This is a genomic window from Agromyces sp. CCNWLW213 (genome assembly GCF_037199545.1).
Taxonomy (GTDB): Bacteria; Actinomycetota; Actinomycetes; order Actinomycetales; family Microbacteriaceae; genus Agromyces.
In genome coordinates this window covers 107,931-121,337 of record NZ_JBBBDX010000004.1, presented here as the reverse complement: position 1 = coordinate 121,337, position 13,407 = coordinate 107,931, and the positions used below count along the sequence as shown (strand labels likewise).

Sequence of the window (13,407 nt, the reverse complement as noted above, 5' to 3'; positions counted from 1 at the left end):
GAGGTCAGGTCACCGTGACGAGCACGCGCTGCCACCCGCTGGACCCGTCCGGCGCGATGGGCGCGCGCTCCTCGACCTGCAGCTCGCCGTCGCGGTTCACCGCCCGCGCCGTGACGTAGTGCGTGCCCGGCGCGGCATCCCATTCGAGGTACCACTGCACCCACGTGTCGACGTTGACGGGCGTCGAGAGCGTCGCCGCCTGCCAGTCGCCGTCGTCGATGCGCACCTCGACGCGCTCGATGCCGACCGTCTGCGCCCAGGCGACGCCCGCGATCACGGCGCTGCCCGCCGCGACCGGCGTGCCGGAGCGGGGCGTGTCGATGCGCGACGAGAACTTGACCGGAGCCTCGGCGCTGTAGCCGCGCGGGGTCCAGTAGGCCTCGTCGGCCGCGAACGTCGTGACCTTCAGCTCGGTGAGCCACTTCGTCGCCGACACGTAGCCGTAGAGCCCGGGGACCACCATCCGCACCGGGAACCCGTGCTCGAGCGGCAGCGGTTCGCCGTTCATGCCGACGGCGAGGATCGCGTCGCGTCCCGCGTCGGTCAGCGCGTCGAGCGGGGTCGAGGCGGTGAACCCGTCGACGCTGCGCGAGAGCACCATGTCGGCCCCCGCCCGCGGCCGGGCCATGGCCAGGATGTCGCGCACGGGCACGCCGATCCACTTCGCGGTGCCGAGCAGGTCGCCGCCGACCTCGTTCGACACGCACGTGAGCGTGATCGAGTATTCGTCGAGGCCCATGCCGACGAGCTGGTCGAAGGTGAGCTCGACGCGGCGCCCCACGAGGCCGTCGACGACGAGCCGCCAGGTCGAGGGGTCGACCTCGGGCACGGTGAGCGCGGTGTCGACGCGGTAGAAGTCCGCATTCGGCGTGTAGAGCGGCGTGAGCCCGGGCAGGTCGAGCTCCGCGCCCGCCGGCACGGTCACGGTCGTGCGGGGTGCGGGCAGGCGCAGCGCCGCCCGGATCGCGTCGATCGACGACGTGGCGGCGCTGACGACGCGCGCGCCGACCCCGACGACGAAGGCGGACGCCGCCGCGATGCCCGCGATCGCGAAGAACCCCCGACGATCGACCCCGGCGCGGGCGGTCGCGTCGGCGGGCGCGGCACCCTTCGATCCGGCTTCCCCGTCCGGGGCGGCGGTGGCGGATGCCGCGGCGCGCGCCTGCACGACGCCGAGCACGACCGCATCCCTGTCCTCGATCGCGGCGACGGATGCCGCGGCATCCGCCGCCCGCGCGCTCGCGGCCCACCCCCGCAGGCGACGCACGAGCACCTCGAGCACGACGACGCCGGCGACCGTGCCGATGACCGGCGGCAGCCATGCGAGGGGCGTCGCCCCCGCGCGCGTGACGATCGCAGCGACCGACAGCGCCCCCGCGACGCCCAGCGCGACCGACCCGAGCGGCGGCCGTCGCAGCTGCAGCACGCCCGCGATCGCACTCGCGACGACCACCGCGACGCCGAGGCTCGCGAGCAGCACGACCTTGTCGTACGCGCCGAACGTCGCGATGGCGAACTCCTTCACGGGCTGCGGCACGATGTCGATCACGAACGCGCCGATCGCGAGGATCGGGCTCCCGTCGCGCGCCACGAGCAGCGCGGCGAGCTCGGCCGCCGCGAGGAACGCGCCCGCCGCGATGACGCCGGACACCGCCGCCCACGCCGGCACCCGGGGCGGGCGCGGGCGGCCGGGGCGATGGTCGCCTCCGGCGCCCCGAGCGGGGATCCGGACGCGTGCGGTGCTCGCCATGGGCGGGCCTCCCTCCGCGGGGCGCGGGCCGGCCCCGGTCAGGGGTGGTTCGTCGCGGTGCCGCGTCCGGATTGCCCGGCGCGGCCGACGTCCGCTGTCGGCGGCTCGTGATCGGCTGGGCGCATGGGGTTCGACGCGCGGTTCCTGGGGGTCGAGGCGGCGCTGCCCGCGGTGCCCGAGTCGGATGCCGCGGCATCCGTCGCCCTCGACTACCTGCACTTCACCGTGGTGCTCGACACGGGCCGGCGCTTCGCGAGGGTGACCGGGGTGAACGTCGACGGCGCCGAGCTCGTCGACGTGCCGCGCGGCGACGACTGGCGGTTCGACGAGCGGATCCCCGAGGCGTGGCAGGCCGGTCCCGAGGTGTACGCGCGGAACGACCTCGACCGCGGCCACCTCGTGCGGCGACGCGACCCGGTCTGGGGGCCGCCCGAGGTCGCGGCGCGGGCGAACGCCGACACGTTCAGGTACCCGAACGCGGCGCCGCAGCAGGCCGAGTTCAACCAGTCCCTCGAGCTCTGGAACGGCCTCGAGGACCACGTGCTCGCGTTCGCGACCGTGCACGCCCAGCGGCTCAGCGTGTTCACCGCGCCGGTGCTCGACGCCGGCGATCCCGAGTACCGCGGCATCCGGGTGCCGTTGCGCTTCTTCAAGGTCGTCGCGTGGCGGTCGGGCGACGAGCTCGCGACCGCCGCGTTCGTGCTCGACCAGTCGCCCCTCGTCGACGTCGACGACGCGGGAGCGCGCGCCGCGCACGCCGAGCGCGAGCGGGCGCGACTGGCCGCGGGCGCCGTCGCCGTGCCCGACCTCGGGCCGTTCCGCACGTTCCAGGTGCCCGTCGCCGACGTGGCCCGGCTGGCCGCTCTCGAGATGCCGGCCCTCGAGGGGGCCGACCGGATGCCGCGCGCCGTCGCCGCACGCGGCTGGCGGCCCGTGACGACGCCCGACGAGCTGCTCCTCGGCGGCTGACCGCCCGGCGTACCGCCGTCGACCCCCTCCCGCGCGCGCCCGGTCGGTGACAGGGTGGGGTCATGGGGGAGTCCGAGACGCTGCGCACCGACGTGCTGGTCGTCGGGGCGGGCCCGAGCGGCCTCATGGCCGCGAACGTGCTCGCGAAGCTCGGCGTCGACGCGATCGTCGCCGACGGCAAGCACGGTCCGACGCGCGAGTCGCGCGCCCTGGTCGTGCAGGCGCGATCCATGGAGCTCTACGACCAGCTCGGGCTCGCCGACCGCGTGGCCGCCGAGCGCGCCGAGGCCGTCGGCGCGGTGCTGGCGTTCCGCCACCGCGTGCTCGGCCGGGTCCCGCTGCGCGAGTTCGGCCGCGGCACCACGCCGTTCCCCGAGATCACGGTGCTGGAGCAGAGCCGCAACGAGCGGATCCTCGTCGAGGGGCTCGCCGCGCGCGGGGGCGAGGTCCGGTGGGGGCTGCGACTCGTCGCGCTCGAGCGGGGCGCGGCATCCGTCACCGCGGTGCTCGAGCGGGTGGCCGAGGGCGACGGCGCGACCTCGGGCGGCGTCGTGCGCATCGAGGCGCGGTACCTGGTCGGCGCCGACGGCGCGCGGTCCGCGGTGCGCGAGCTCAGCGGCATCCGCTTCGAGGGCGTGACCAACGAGCACACCTTCTTCGTGGCCGACGCGATCGGCGCGACCGGGCTCGTCGACGGGCACGTCAACATCCGGATGGCGCCCGACGACATCCTGCTGTCGTTCCCGATGGGCGAGCCGGGGCACGCGCGCATCCTCGGGGTGGTGCGCGACGCCGACCTCGCCGAGGGCGGGCGGTTGCCGGAGGGGCTGGTGCGGTCGCGCATCGCGCGCGGGTTCACGGTGGGGTACCGGTCGTCGACGTGGTTCGCGACCTACCGCCTGCACCACCGCGTCGCCGAGCGGTTCCGCGAGGGGCGGTGCTTCCTCGTCGGCGATGCGGCGCACATCCACTCGCCCGTCGGCGGCCAGGGCATGAACACGGGCCTGCAGGATGCGCACAACCTCGCGTGCGCGCTCGCCGACGTGCTCGTCGGCCGCATGCCCGACCGCCGCCTCGACCGGTACGAGGCCGAGCGCCGGCCGGTCGCGCGCAAGCTCGTCGCGACCACCGACCGGCTTTTCGGGCTCGTCACGTCGGACACGGCGCTGACCCGGTTCATCCGCGGCCGCGCCGTGCCCGCCATGGGTGCCGCGGTCGTGCGCGTGCTGCCGAGGGTGGTCGGCGGCCGCCGGCTCTTCGGCTTCCTGTCGCAGACGCGCATCAGGTACCGGATGTCACCGGAGTCCCCGCCGCGGTCGCAGGTGCGCGACGACGTGGTGGGCAAGCGGCTGCCCTTCACCGGGACCGACCCGTCGAACTTCGACGCGCTCCGCTCGATGCGCTGGCAGGTGCACGGGTACGGGGCCCCCGCGACGCTCGTGCAGCGGGTCGCCGCGCGGCTCGGGGTCGAGGCGCACGTGTTCCCGCCCGTGGCCGGCGGACGGCTCCGCTCGGACCGGATCTACCTGGTGCGTCCCGACGGGTTCGTCGCCGCCGAGGCGAGCGTCGCCGCGGGTCGGCGCGCCGGGCCCGACGCGGTGCCCGCCCGGTTCCGCGAGCAGCTCGACGGCTGACGCGCGCACCCGGCGCGAGGCGCCCCGACGGGACCCGTGTTCAGCCGGCGGCGTCCGCGCCCTCGGGCGCGGCGGCGACCGGGACGACCGCGACGCGCGCCGACCAGCTCGACGCGTCGCGCGACATGGTCCAGGGCTCGATGCGGCGGAGCCCGTGGCATCCGAGCACCACCTTGGCCACGCCGTCGGCGAGGTCCCGCGACGACGGCGGGTTCATGCGGCCGAGCTCGTCGAGGCTGAACGCGTCGACCGCGATCGGCTCGAGTCCGCCCGCGGCGTACAGCAGCAGGTCCCACGACTCCACGTCGTCGGTCACGACCACCCGGCGCAACTCGACCCGCCCCGCGTGCTGCACCTCGTCGTCGGTCAGGCTTCCGAATGGCTTCGTCATGCGTGCACCCCTGATCACAGCCGACCACAGCCGCGACCCCGGGCCGCGCAGGCGCGGGGGCGAGTCGCGCCGGGCGAGGCCGTATCGTCGAGTGGTGCCCCACGAGACCGCGCCCGAAGCCGCGATGTCGGATGCCGCGCTCCGCCGCCGCCGCTTCGCCGGAGCGTCGACGCAGCTCGGCACCGAGGTCTCGATCAACTTCGGCTCGTCGCTCGCGGGGCTCGTGATCCCGGTCGTCGGCTCGTTCGTCGTGGTCGCGGTGCGCCAGCTCGTCATGGCGATCGCCGTGCTCCCCTTCTACCGGCCGAAGCGCGCGGGGCTCACCTGGCGGCGGCTGCGGCCGGCCGTCGCGCTCGGGGTCGTGCTCGCCGTCATGAACGTGACGTTCTACGAGTCGGTGGACCGGCTCGGGCTCGGCGTCGCCGCGACGATCGAGTTCCTCGGCCCGCTCGCCATCGCCCTCGTCACCTCCCGCCGGCTGCTCGACCTCGCGTGCGCGCTCGCGGCCGGAGCCGGGGTGCTGCTCCTCATCGGGCCGTGGGCCGGCGGTTCCGGCGAGGCGGATGCCGCGGCATCCGCTTCGGGCGTCGACCCGGTCGGGGTGCTGCTCGCGCTCACGGCGGCGGCGAGCTGGGCGGCGTACATCCTGCTCACGCGTCGCGTCGCGACGCGGCTGCCGGGGCTCGAGGGGCTCACCGTCGCGAGCCTCGTCTCGCTCGCCCTGCTCGTGCCCTTCGCGGTCGCCACGCTCGACGTCGGCGCGCTCGACTGGCGCGTGGTCGGGCTGCTGCTCGGCGTCGGCGTGCTGTCGTCGGCGCTGCCGTACAGCCTCGACACGTACATCCTGCGGCGCATCACGCCGCGGCTCTACGCGATCATCACGAGCTTCGGGCCCGTGATCGCGGCGGTCTTCGGCGTGCTCGTGCTGGGCGAGTCGTTCACGGTCGCCGAGGTGGTCGCGATCGTGGTCGTGTGCGGCGCCGCGGGCCTGGCCCTCGCCACGCAGCGCGACCGCCCGGTCACCGACCTCGAGGCGACGGCCAAGGCCATCCCCTGATCCCGTGCGCCGCGGCCCGCAGCGGTGGGGATCGGGACGACCTCGGGCGTAGCGTGGAGCCGACCGCGCGGCACCGCTGCCGGCGGCACGACGTCGAGGAGGACGCGCATGGCCGTCATCGGGTGGATCGGGCTCGGGCACATGGGCGAGCCCATGGCCGCGCACCTCGTCGGGGCCGGTCACGACGTCGTCGGGTTCGACGTGGACCCCCGCATGGTCGAGCGGGCGGAGCGGGCCGGCATCCGCACGGTGACGGATGCCGCGACGGCCGCGGGCGGCGCCGACGCCGTCTTCACGTCGCTGCCCCGCTCCGAGCACTCGCGCCAGGTGCTCATCGGCGAGGCCGGGCAAGCCGGCGTGTTCGACGTCGTCCGGCCCGGCACCCTCGTGCTCGACACGTCGACCGTCGACGTCGAGACGTCGCGCGCCTGCCATGCGGCGGCGTCGGCGCGCGGCATCCGCTTCGTCGACGCGCCCGTCTCGGGCGGCATCGCGGGCGCGCATGCGGGCACGCTCACGTTCATTCTCGGCGGTGGGGCGGATGCCACGGCCGAGGCGGCGAGCCTCGTCGAGCCCATGGCGGGTCACGTCTTCACCGTCGGCGGTCCCGGCTCGGGCATCGCGGCGAAGCTCGCGAACAACCTGATGCTGTTCATCACGCTGCAGGCGTCGTCCGAGGGCGCGCGGCTCGCGGAGGCGCTGGGGCTCGACCCGAAGGTGTTCCACGACCTCGCGACCGTGTCATCCGGCGACTCGTGGCCGCTGCGCACGTGGTACCCGGTGCCGGGAGTCGTCGAGACGAGTCCCGCGAACCGCAACTTCGACGCGACCTTCACGACGCGCCTGGCCGAGAAGGACCTCTCGTATGCGCTCGCCGCGGGCGAGGCGGCCGGCCTCGACCTGGCCGCCGGGCGGCTCGCGATGGAGCGCTTCGCGCGACTCGTCGAGGAGGGCTACGGCGACAAGGACTGCAGCCTCGTGGTGAAGTACGTCGGGCGCGACGGCCGCACGCCCGGTTTCGACCCCGATGCGGGCTGAGTCGGCGACCGGTCCGCCTCCACGGCGGGACGCCGGCCGAGCGGCATCCGTTCACCCGGGATCGGTACGGTGGAACGGGTGCGATTCGAGGAGGTGCGCATGGGCCGGTTCCGGCTGCCGTGGCGACGGCGTCGCTCGCGCGTCACGATGGCGCCGTTCGACCGGTCGCGCCTTCCCGAGGTCACGCCCGCGACCTTCGAGGAGATGCTCGAGGAGGGCCTCCTGATGGCCGAGTCCGCGGGGCGGATGGCGCTGAAGAACCGCCTCATCGTCGACGCCCTCCGCGGCGACGAGCCGTACTCCGAGGAGCGCGCCGCCGACCGGGCCCGAGCCGTGCTGTACGAGCTCGTGCAGGAGGCCGACGAGGCCGCCGAGCACGTCGCCGAGGAGCGGGAGGCCGCCGCGAAGCGCGAGGGCCGTTCGCAGCACCAGCACGACTACCACCGCGAGGACCTGCTCAACCTGCGCCGCCGCGAGAAGGTGCACGCGGCCATCGCGAAGGAGCTCTGGACGCGCCGCTCCGACGACGAGTACGTCGCCCGGCTGGTCGAGCGCGCGCGCGACGACGCGTGGCACGAACTCGGCACCGCCATCGAGCAGGAGCTCGACCGCCGCTGGCCGCGCTACGACGAGGAGCCGGACTACGCCGACCACCGCGCGGAGCGCATGGCCGACGTCGGCGACGACCTGCTCCGCGACCTCGCCCGCCTCGAAGCGCAGCGCGCGGTCGAGGCGATCCCCGAGTACTGACGGCCGGGAGCGGCATCCGCCACACTGAACGGATGACGCGCAACTGGACCCCGCTCGCCGTCGCCTACCTCGTGCTCGCGGTCGCGGGCCTCGTGGGCACCTGGACGTACAACGCGATCGCGATCGCCCGGGGGGACGACTTCATCGGCGACCTCGTCTCGAGCGGACCGGCGGTGTCGTCGATCACGACCGACCTGCTCGTCGTCGCGGTCGCGGGCAGCGTGCTCATCGTCGTCGAGTCGCGGCGGCTCGGGATGCGGTTCGCGTGGGCGTACCTCGTCGGGTCGGCGCTCACCGCCTTCGCGTTCACGTTCCCGCTGTGGCTCGCGATGCGCGAGCGGCGGCTCGCGGCGCGGCGGGCCGAGGGGTCGGCGGTGACGGATGCCGCGCCGCCGGCGTCGTCGCAGCCCTGACGGATGCCGCGTGGGCGACCGCGGGTCTAGCGTGGGGGACATGACCGCCGATCCCACCGCCGCCGACGAGGCCGAGCCGGGCCCCGCCGCACCCTGGAACGCCGGACGCTGGACGCGCGACCCGGTCGCCGTCCGGGCCGACGCCGACGCCATCGTCGTCGAGGCCGCCGAGGGCAGCGACTTCTGGCGCACCACCCACTACGGGTTCGTGCACGACGACGGGCACGCATTGCTCGCTCCCTGGCCGGCGGATGCCGCGGTCGAGGTGGCGTTCGACACGTCGACGCTGACCGGGCTCTACGACCAGGCCGGCCTGTTCCTGCACCTCGACGGCGAGAACTGGGTGAAGGCGGGCATCGAGCTGAGCGACGGCGTGCCGCACGTCGGCGCGGTGGTGACGAACCGGCTCTCGGACTGGTCGCTCGCGCCCGTGCCCGAGTGGGCCGGTCGGGTGGTCACGGTCCGGGCCAGCCGGTCCGGCGTGGAGGCCGACGCGATCACGCTGCGGGCGCGCGCGGGCGACGGCGAATGGCGCACCATCCGGGTCGCGCCGTTCGACGCGAACGCGGCGACCGCGGGCCCGATGATCTGCGCGCCCACGCGGCCCGGGCTCGAGGTGCGATTCACCAGGTGGGCCTTCGTCCCCGCCGACGTCGACCTGCACGAGGACCCGCCCGCCGCCTGAGCGCCGCCCGTCGCCCGTCGCCCGTCGCCCGCCGCGCGGGAGCGGGCCGGCTCGAGCCGGCGAAGGTCGTCGTGCTCGGCGGCGAGGGCGTGGTGCGCGCGGCGATCGCCGCCGAGCTCGCCCGGCTCACCTCACCGGTCGGATAGTCACGGCGCGATGTGATGGCTCGCCCGGAACACGTCGCCGGGGTCCACCGCGCGCTTGACGGCGCGGAGGCGTTCGAGCGTCGCGGGCGGGTAGATCTCGGCGACGTCGTCGCCGAACTCGGGCGTGAAGTTCGAGTAGCGGCCGTTCGTGAAGGCGACCGCCTCCGCGGCGCCCGCTCGAGCGGCGGCGACCTGGTCGTCGCTCGCGTCGTCGGGCAGTATGCCGTTGACGGCGAGCAGCGCCTGGCCGTCGCGCTGCGCGATGGCGGTGGCATCGGCGGGGACCCGGGAGAACGCGCCGCCGAGGGCTCGGAGCAGCAGCATGGTGGGCACCTCGCGGTCGAGCGCGCGCACGAACGAGTCGAGCGCCGCGTCGGAGAGGTCGGGCACGAAGCCGTTGCCCCCGACGAACTGGAACGGCGGCTTGCCGGGCGGGCCCTCCTCGAGCAGGTCGGCGTAGGCGACCGGGCCGAGCGAGACGTCGGTGACCGACGGCAGCGACAGCAGCGGCTCGAGCAGCCGGCGCAATTCGTCCTCCGTGCCGACCAGGGCGACCGACATCTGCGGACCCGCGGGCATCTCGGGCATGAGTTGCGGCATGACGAGCAGCGTCGAGTTGAGTTCGTCGGGCGCGTCGCGGAACACGTCGCGCCAGGCGCGGACGACCGCGCGCACGTCGGACTGGTCGAAGTGCACGTGCCCGCCGACGAGCCCGTCGACCGGCGCGGCCTCGAACGTGAAGCGCGTGACGACGCCGAAGTTGCCGCCCCCGCCGCGCAGCGCCCAGAACAGGTCGGGGTGCGAGTCGGCGTTCACCGTCAGCACGTCGCCCGCGGCGGTCACGAGCTCGACCTCGCGGACGATGTCGATCGTGAGCCCGTGCGTGCGTGCGAGCCAGCCGATGCCGCCGCCGAGCGCGAGCCCGCCGACGCCCACGTCGAGGGTGTCGCCGGACGTGACCACGAGCCCGTGGGGGGCGAGCGCCGACGCGACGTCGCCCCAGCGCGCGCCCGCGCCGACGTGCACGAGCCGGCTGCCGTCGCCCGCCGGCTCGACCGTGCTCAGGTCGGCGAGGTCGATCACCACCCCACCGGTGACCGGGTCGGAGCCGTGGCCGCCGCTCTTGACGGCGATCGGGGTGCCGGCCGCGACGGCGGCGCGCACGGCGTCGGCGACCTCGGCGGCGGACGAGGGGCGCACGACCGCCTCGGGCGTGCCGGGGCCCGCGAACACCGCGGCCCCGGTCTCGTACTCGGGGGTGCCGGGCGCGTGCACGCGCTGCGGCATCCGTTCACTCAGCTCGGTGATGAACGACATGGGGGACAGTCTGGACCCGGCCGCCGACATCCGGCGAGCCCCGATCAGGGCACGAATCGTGCACATCCCGCCGTTCCTGCTCGCGTCGGAGCGCCGTTTCCGCGTTCGAGGGCCGAGCGTGCGGGACTTCACCGCGGAAACGGCACTCCACCGCGTGGCGGCGAGGGCCGGATGCCGCTACTCGCCGCTCGGGTGCGCCCCGGCCGCGTCGATGATCCACGCCTGCGCGAACGCGCGCTCGCGCCAGGCCGCGTACCGCCCCGACACGCCGCCGTGCCCGGCCGCCATCTCGACCTTGAGCAGGGGATCGGCGCCGACCTCGCGCAGGCGCGCCACCCACTTCGCGGGCTCGACGTAGAGCACGCGCGTGTCGTTCAGCGACGTGATCGCGAGGATCCGGGGGTAGGTCACCGGGTGCACGTTCTCGTACGGCGCGTACGACTTCATGTACGCGTAGACCTCGGGGTCGTCGAGCGGGTTGCCCCACTCGTCCCACTCGATGACGGTGAGCGGCAGCGACGGGTCGAGGATCGAGGTGAGCGGGTCGACGAACGGCACCTCGGCGACGATCCCCGAGAACAGGCGCGGCGCGAGGTTCGCGACCGCGCCCATGAGCAGCCCGCCGGCGGAGCCGCCCTGCGCGACGAGCCGGTCGGGCGCGGTGATGTCGCGCTCGACGAGGTGCTCGGCGGCCGCGATGAAGTCGGTGAACGTGTGCTTCTTGTGCAGCTTCTTGCCGTGCTCGTACCAGAGGCGGCCCATCTCGCCGCCGCCGCGCACGTGCGCGACGGCGAACACCATCCCGCGGTCGAGCAGCGACAGGCGCGGGATGCCGAACCCGGGATCGATCGCGTGCTCGTACGAGCCGTACCCGTAGAGCAGCGTCGGCGCCGGCTCGCCGAGGGTCACCAGGTCGTGCCGGTAGACCAGCGAGATCGGCACCTTCGTGCCATCCGGTGCCGTCGCCCACTCGCGCCTCTGGGCGTAGCGCTCGGGGTGGTAGTCGCCGAGCACCGGCTGCTGCTTGCGCACCGTCCGGGCGCCGGATGCCACGTCGACGTCGATCACCGTCGACGGCGTGACGAACGAGCCGTATCCGAGGCGCAGCGACGGCTGCTCCCACGCGGGGTTGCCGCCGACGCCGACCGAGCACAGCTCCTCCTCGAACACGAGCTCGTGCAGCGTGTCGTCCGGCGTCGCATCGGCCGGGAGGCCCTGCGGCGGCACCGTGGCGATCGCCACTCGCGGCAGGCCGTCGCGCCGGTACTCGAGCGCGACGAAGTCGCGGAACGCGTGCGCCGCCTCGATGCGCATGCGCGGGTCGTGGGGGAGCAGCATCCGGCGCGGCCCCTGCGGATCGTCGGCCGCGACGCTCACCAGCTCGAAGTTCACGGCCTCGCCCTCGTTGTGCACGATGAGCAGGCGGTCGCGCCCCCCGGCGACCACGTGCTCGACGTCGTACTCGACGCCGTCGCGCCGCGGCCACACCACGCGGAACTCGCCGGTGGGGTCGGCGGCGTCGAGCAGCCAGGTCTCGCTCGTGACGTGGGAGCCCGCCTCGAGCACGAGGTACCGGCGGCTCCGCATGAGCCCGACGCCGAGCCAGAAGCGCTCGTCTGGCTCGTGGAACACCTGCACGTCGGCGGATGCGGGCGTGCCGATCTCGTGCCGCCAGATGGTGTCGGGGCGCCACGCGTCGTCGACGGTCGCGTAGAAGAGGTAGCGGCCCGACGGCTCGAACACGGCGCCCGCCGCGGTGCCGGGGAGCTCGTCGTCGAGCACGCGGCCCGTGCCGTCGAGCGCGCGCAGCCGGATCGTGTACCGCTCGTCGCCCTCGACGTCGACCGCGTAGAGCAGCGTCGAGCCGTCGGCGGTGAGGTCGAAGCTGCCGAGCGAGAAGAACTCGTGCCCCTTCGCCTCGACGTTGTCGTCGAGCAGCACGTGCTCGCCCGGCAGGGGCGAGCCGTCCTCGGGGATGGCGGGCGGCTCCCAGTCGTCGGCGCCGCGCACGGGCACCCGGCAGTGGATGCCGTACTGCAGCCCCTCCACGGTGCGGGAGTAGTACCACCAGTCGCCCTCGCGCGTCGGGACGCTGAGGTCGGTCTCCTTCGTGCGGCGCTTGATCTCCTCGAACACCTGCTCCTGCAGGATCGCGAGGCGCCGCGTCTTCGCCTTCGTGTAGGCGTTCTCCTCCTCGAGGTGGGCGATCACCGCGGGGTCGTCCTTGTCGCGCAGCCACTCGTAGTGGTCGATCACCAGGTCGCCGTGGTGGGTGCGTTCGGTCGGTCGCTTCTCGGTCACCGGAGGAGTCAGCACGACCTCCACGCTACGCGGCCCGCCCGCTCCGCGGCATCCGCTCACAGCGATCAGGGGGCGAGCGGATGCCGCGGGCCGGTCGCGAGGCGGGCCGGGTCATCGCTCCGCATCGTCGTCCTCGTCGATCTCGCGGACCTCCCACCGGTCGCCCTCGACCTGGACGATCACGCCGCGGACCCGCGTGCCGTCGCGCACCGCCTGGAAGGCGACGGGCGGCAGTTCGCCGCCGGCGAGGCTCGTCCCCCCGCTGAACGTGGGCGTCTCGTAGCCGAGCGAGACGAGGGCGTCGGTGCGCTGCTGCGTGTCCCAGATGCCCGACATCGAGTACGTCATCGCGGCCGCCGCGAGCGCCCCGAACACGATCGCGACGTAGCCGGTCTCGCGCAGGGGCTTGCTGCGCCGACGCGTGCCCGCGATCGAGACCGCGGCGCCGGCGAGCACGACGGCCACCGGGAACACGAGCGGCCACGGGCTCCACGGCTCGAGCGTGACGACCTCGTTCACCCGACCCCCGCCTTCTGCCAGTCGAGGTTGATGACGTCGCCGATGTAGACCGTCTCGCCGAACCCGTGCACCTGCGGGTTCATGCGGAGCAGCTGCTGCTGCGGGAGGTTGAACCGCTGGGCGACGTCGAAGAAGCTGTCGCCCGCGACGATGACGTAGCGCTCCGGTTCGCCGTCGGCGTCGAGTTCGGGCGTGCCCGTCGCGCCGGTGCGCGACCCGAGGTCCCAGGCCGGGCCCCACTCGATGACCGGCGCGGCCTCGTTCGGCACGGGGTCCGGCGAGCTCGACTGCGTCGCGGGCGCGGCGGGCGTGGCGGTCACGACCTCGGTGACCGTCTCCGTGACGGTGACCGTCACGGGCGCCGCCTCGATGCGCTCGGGCGGGGCGCAGCCGGCGAGCAGCGTGAGCACGCCGCAGAGTGAGAGGAGTCCGGCTGC

13 protein-coding genes are annotated in these 13,407 nt (G+C 74.6%); 7 read left to right on the top strand and 6 right to left on the bottom strand.

Annotation, left to right across the window (positions count from 1 at the left end; translation table 11 throughout):
* Window positions 1–4 precede the first annotated feature (4 nt).
* Window positions 5–1,750, bottom strand: coding sequence for a molybdopterin-dependent oxidoreductase (locus WBQ80_RS09910; protein ID WP_336573445.1), 1,746 nt, complete (start codon window positions 1,748–1,750; stop codon window positions 5–7).
* Between the two features lie 123 nt (window positions 1,751–1,873).
* Between WBQ80_RS09910 and WBQ80_RS09905 the strand changes: the two genes are divergently transcribed.
* Together WBQ80_RS09905 and WBQ80_RS09900 are read left to right on the top strand one after the other, a co-directional pair.
* Window positions 1,874–2,719, top strand: coding sequence for a DNA/RNA non-specific endonuclease (locus tag WBQ80_RS09905; protein WP_336573444.1), 846 nt, complete (start codon window positions 1,874–1,876; stop codon window positions 2,717–2,719).
* Between the two features lie 62 nt (window positions 2,720–2,781).
* On the top strand, window positions 2,782–4,353 hold the full coding sequence (locus WBQ80_RS09900) for an FAD-dependent monooxygenase (protein ID WP_336573443.1): 1,572 nt from the start codon (window positions 2,782–2,784) through the stop codon (window positions 4,351–4,353).
* 40 nt (window positions 4,354–4,393) lie between these two features.
* On the opposite strand, the gene WBQ80_RS09895 is transcribed toward WBQ80_RS09900, so the two are convergent.
* Window positions 4,394–4,744, bottom strand: a complete 351-nt coding sequence (locus tag WBQ80_RS09895) for a hypothetical protein (RefSeq protein ID WP_336573442.1) — start codon at window positions 4,742–4,744, stop codon at window positions 4,394–4,396.
* Between the two features lie 94 nt (window positions 4,745–4,838).
* Between WBQ80_RS09895 and WBQ80_RS09890 the strand changes: the two genes are divergently transcribed.
* The 5 genes from WBQ80_RS09890 (at window position 4,839) to WBQ80_RS09870 (ending at window position 8,687) form a co-directional block, all read left to right on the top strand.
* Window positions 4,839–5,801, top strand: coding sequence for an EamA family transporter (locus WBQ80_RS09890; RefSeq protein ID WP_337282537.1), 963 nt, complete (start codon window positions 4,839–4,841; stop codon window positions 5,799–5,801).
* A gap of 24 nt (window positions 5,802–5,825) precedes the next feature.
* Window positions 5,826–6,839, top strand: a complete 1,014-nt coding sequence (locus WBQ80_RS09885; protein ID WP_442892729.1) for an NAD(P)-dependent oxidoreductase — start codon at window positions 5,826–5,828, stop codon at window positions 6,837–6,839.
* Window positions 6,840–6,917: 78 nt separating this feature from the next.
* Entirely contained in the window at window positions 6,918–7,589 is a 672-nt protein-coding gene (locus WBQ80_RS09880) for a hypothetical protein (protein ID WP_336573439.1), read from the top strand.
* A 32-nt stretch (window positions 7,590–7,621) separates the two neighbouring features.
* Window positions 7,622–8,002, top strand: coding sequence for a DUF2834 domain-containing protein (locus WBQ80_RS09875; RefSeq protein WP_336573438.1), 381 nt, complete (start codon window positions 7,622–7,624; stop codon window positions 8,000–8,002).
* 40 nt (window positions 8,003–8,042) lie between these two features.
* The gene (locus tag WBQ80_RS09870; RefSeq protein ID WP_336573437.1) at window positions 8,043–8,687 is read left to right on the top strand and encodes a DUF1349 domain-containing protein; all 645 of its coding nucleotides are present in this window, start codon (window positions 8,043–8,045) and stop codon (window positions 8,685–8,687) included.
* 146 nt (window positions 8,688–8,833) lie between these two features.
* Here the strand turns inward: WBQ80_RS09870 and WBQ80_RS09865 are convergent, their stop codons facing one another.
* The 4 genes from WBQ80_RS09865 to WBQ80_RS09850 all read right to left on the bottom strand — a co-directional run bounded on the left by WBQ80_RS09865 (window position 8,834) and on the right by WBQ80_RS09850 (window position 13,380).
* On the bottom strand, window positions 8,834–10,150 hold the full coding sequence (locus WBQ80_RS09865; RefSeq protein WP_337282536.1) for an FAD-binding oxidoreductase: 1,317 nt from the start codon (window positions 10,148–10,150) through the stop codon (window positions 8,834–8,836).
* Between the two features lie 177 nt (window positions 10,151–10,327).
* Window positions 10,328–12,466, bottom strand: coding sequence for a S9 family peptidase (locus WBQ80_RS09860; protein ID WP_337282535.1), 2,139 nt, complete (start codon window positions 12,464–12,466; stop codon window positions 10,328–10,330).
* A 96-nt stretch (window positions 12,467–12,562) separates the two neighbouring features.
* Window positions 12,563–12,970 (bottom strand): hypothetical protein, encoded by a 408-nt coding sequence (locus WBQ80_RS09855; protein ID WP_336573120.1) that lies wholly within the window; start codon window positions 12,968–12,970, stop codon window positions 12,563–12,565.
* Window positions 12,967–13,380, bottom strand: a complete 414-nt coding sequence (locus tag WBQ80_RS09850) for a LysM peptidoglycan-binding domain-containing protein (protein WP_336573119.1) — start codon at window positions 13,378–13,380, stop codon at window positions 12,967–12,969. Before WBQ80_RS09850 ends, WBQ80_RS09855 begins: the two co-directional genes overlap by 4 nt.
* Window positions 13,381–13,407: the final 27 nt, after the last annotated feature.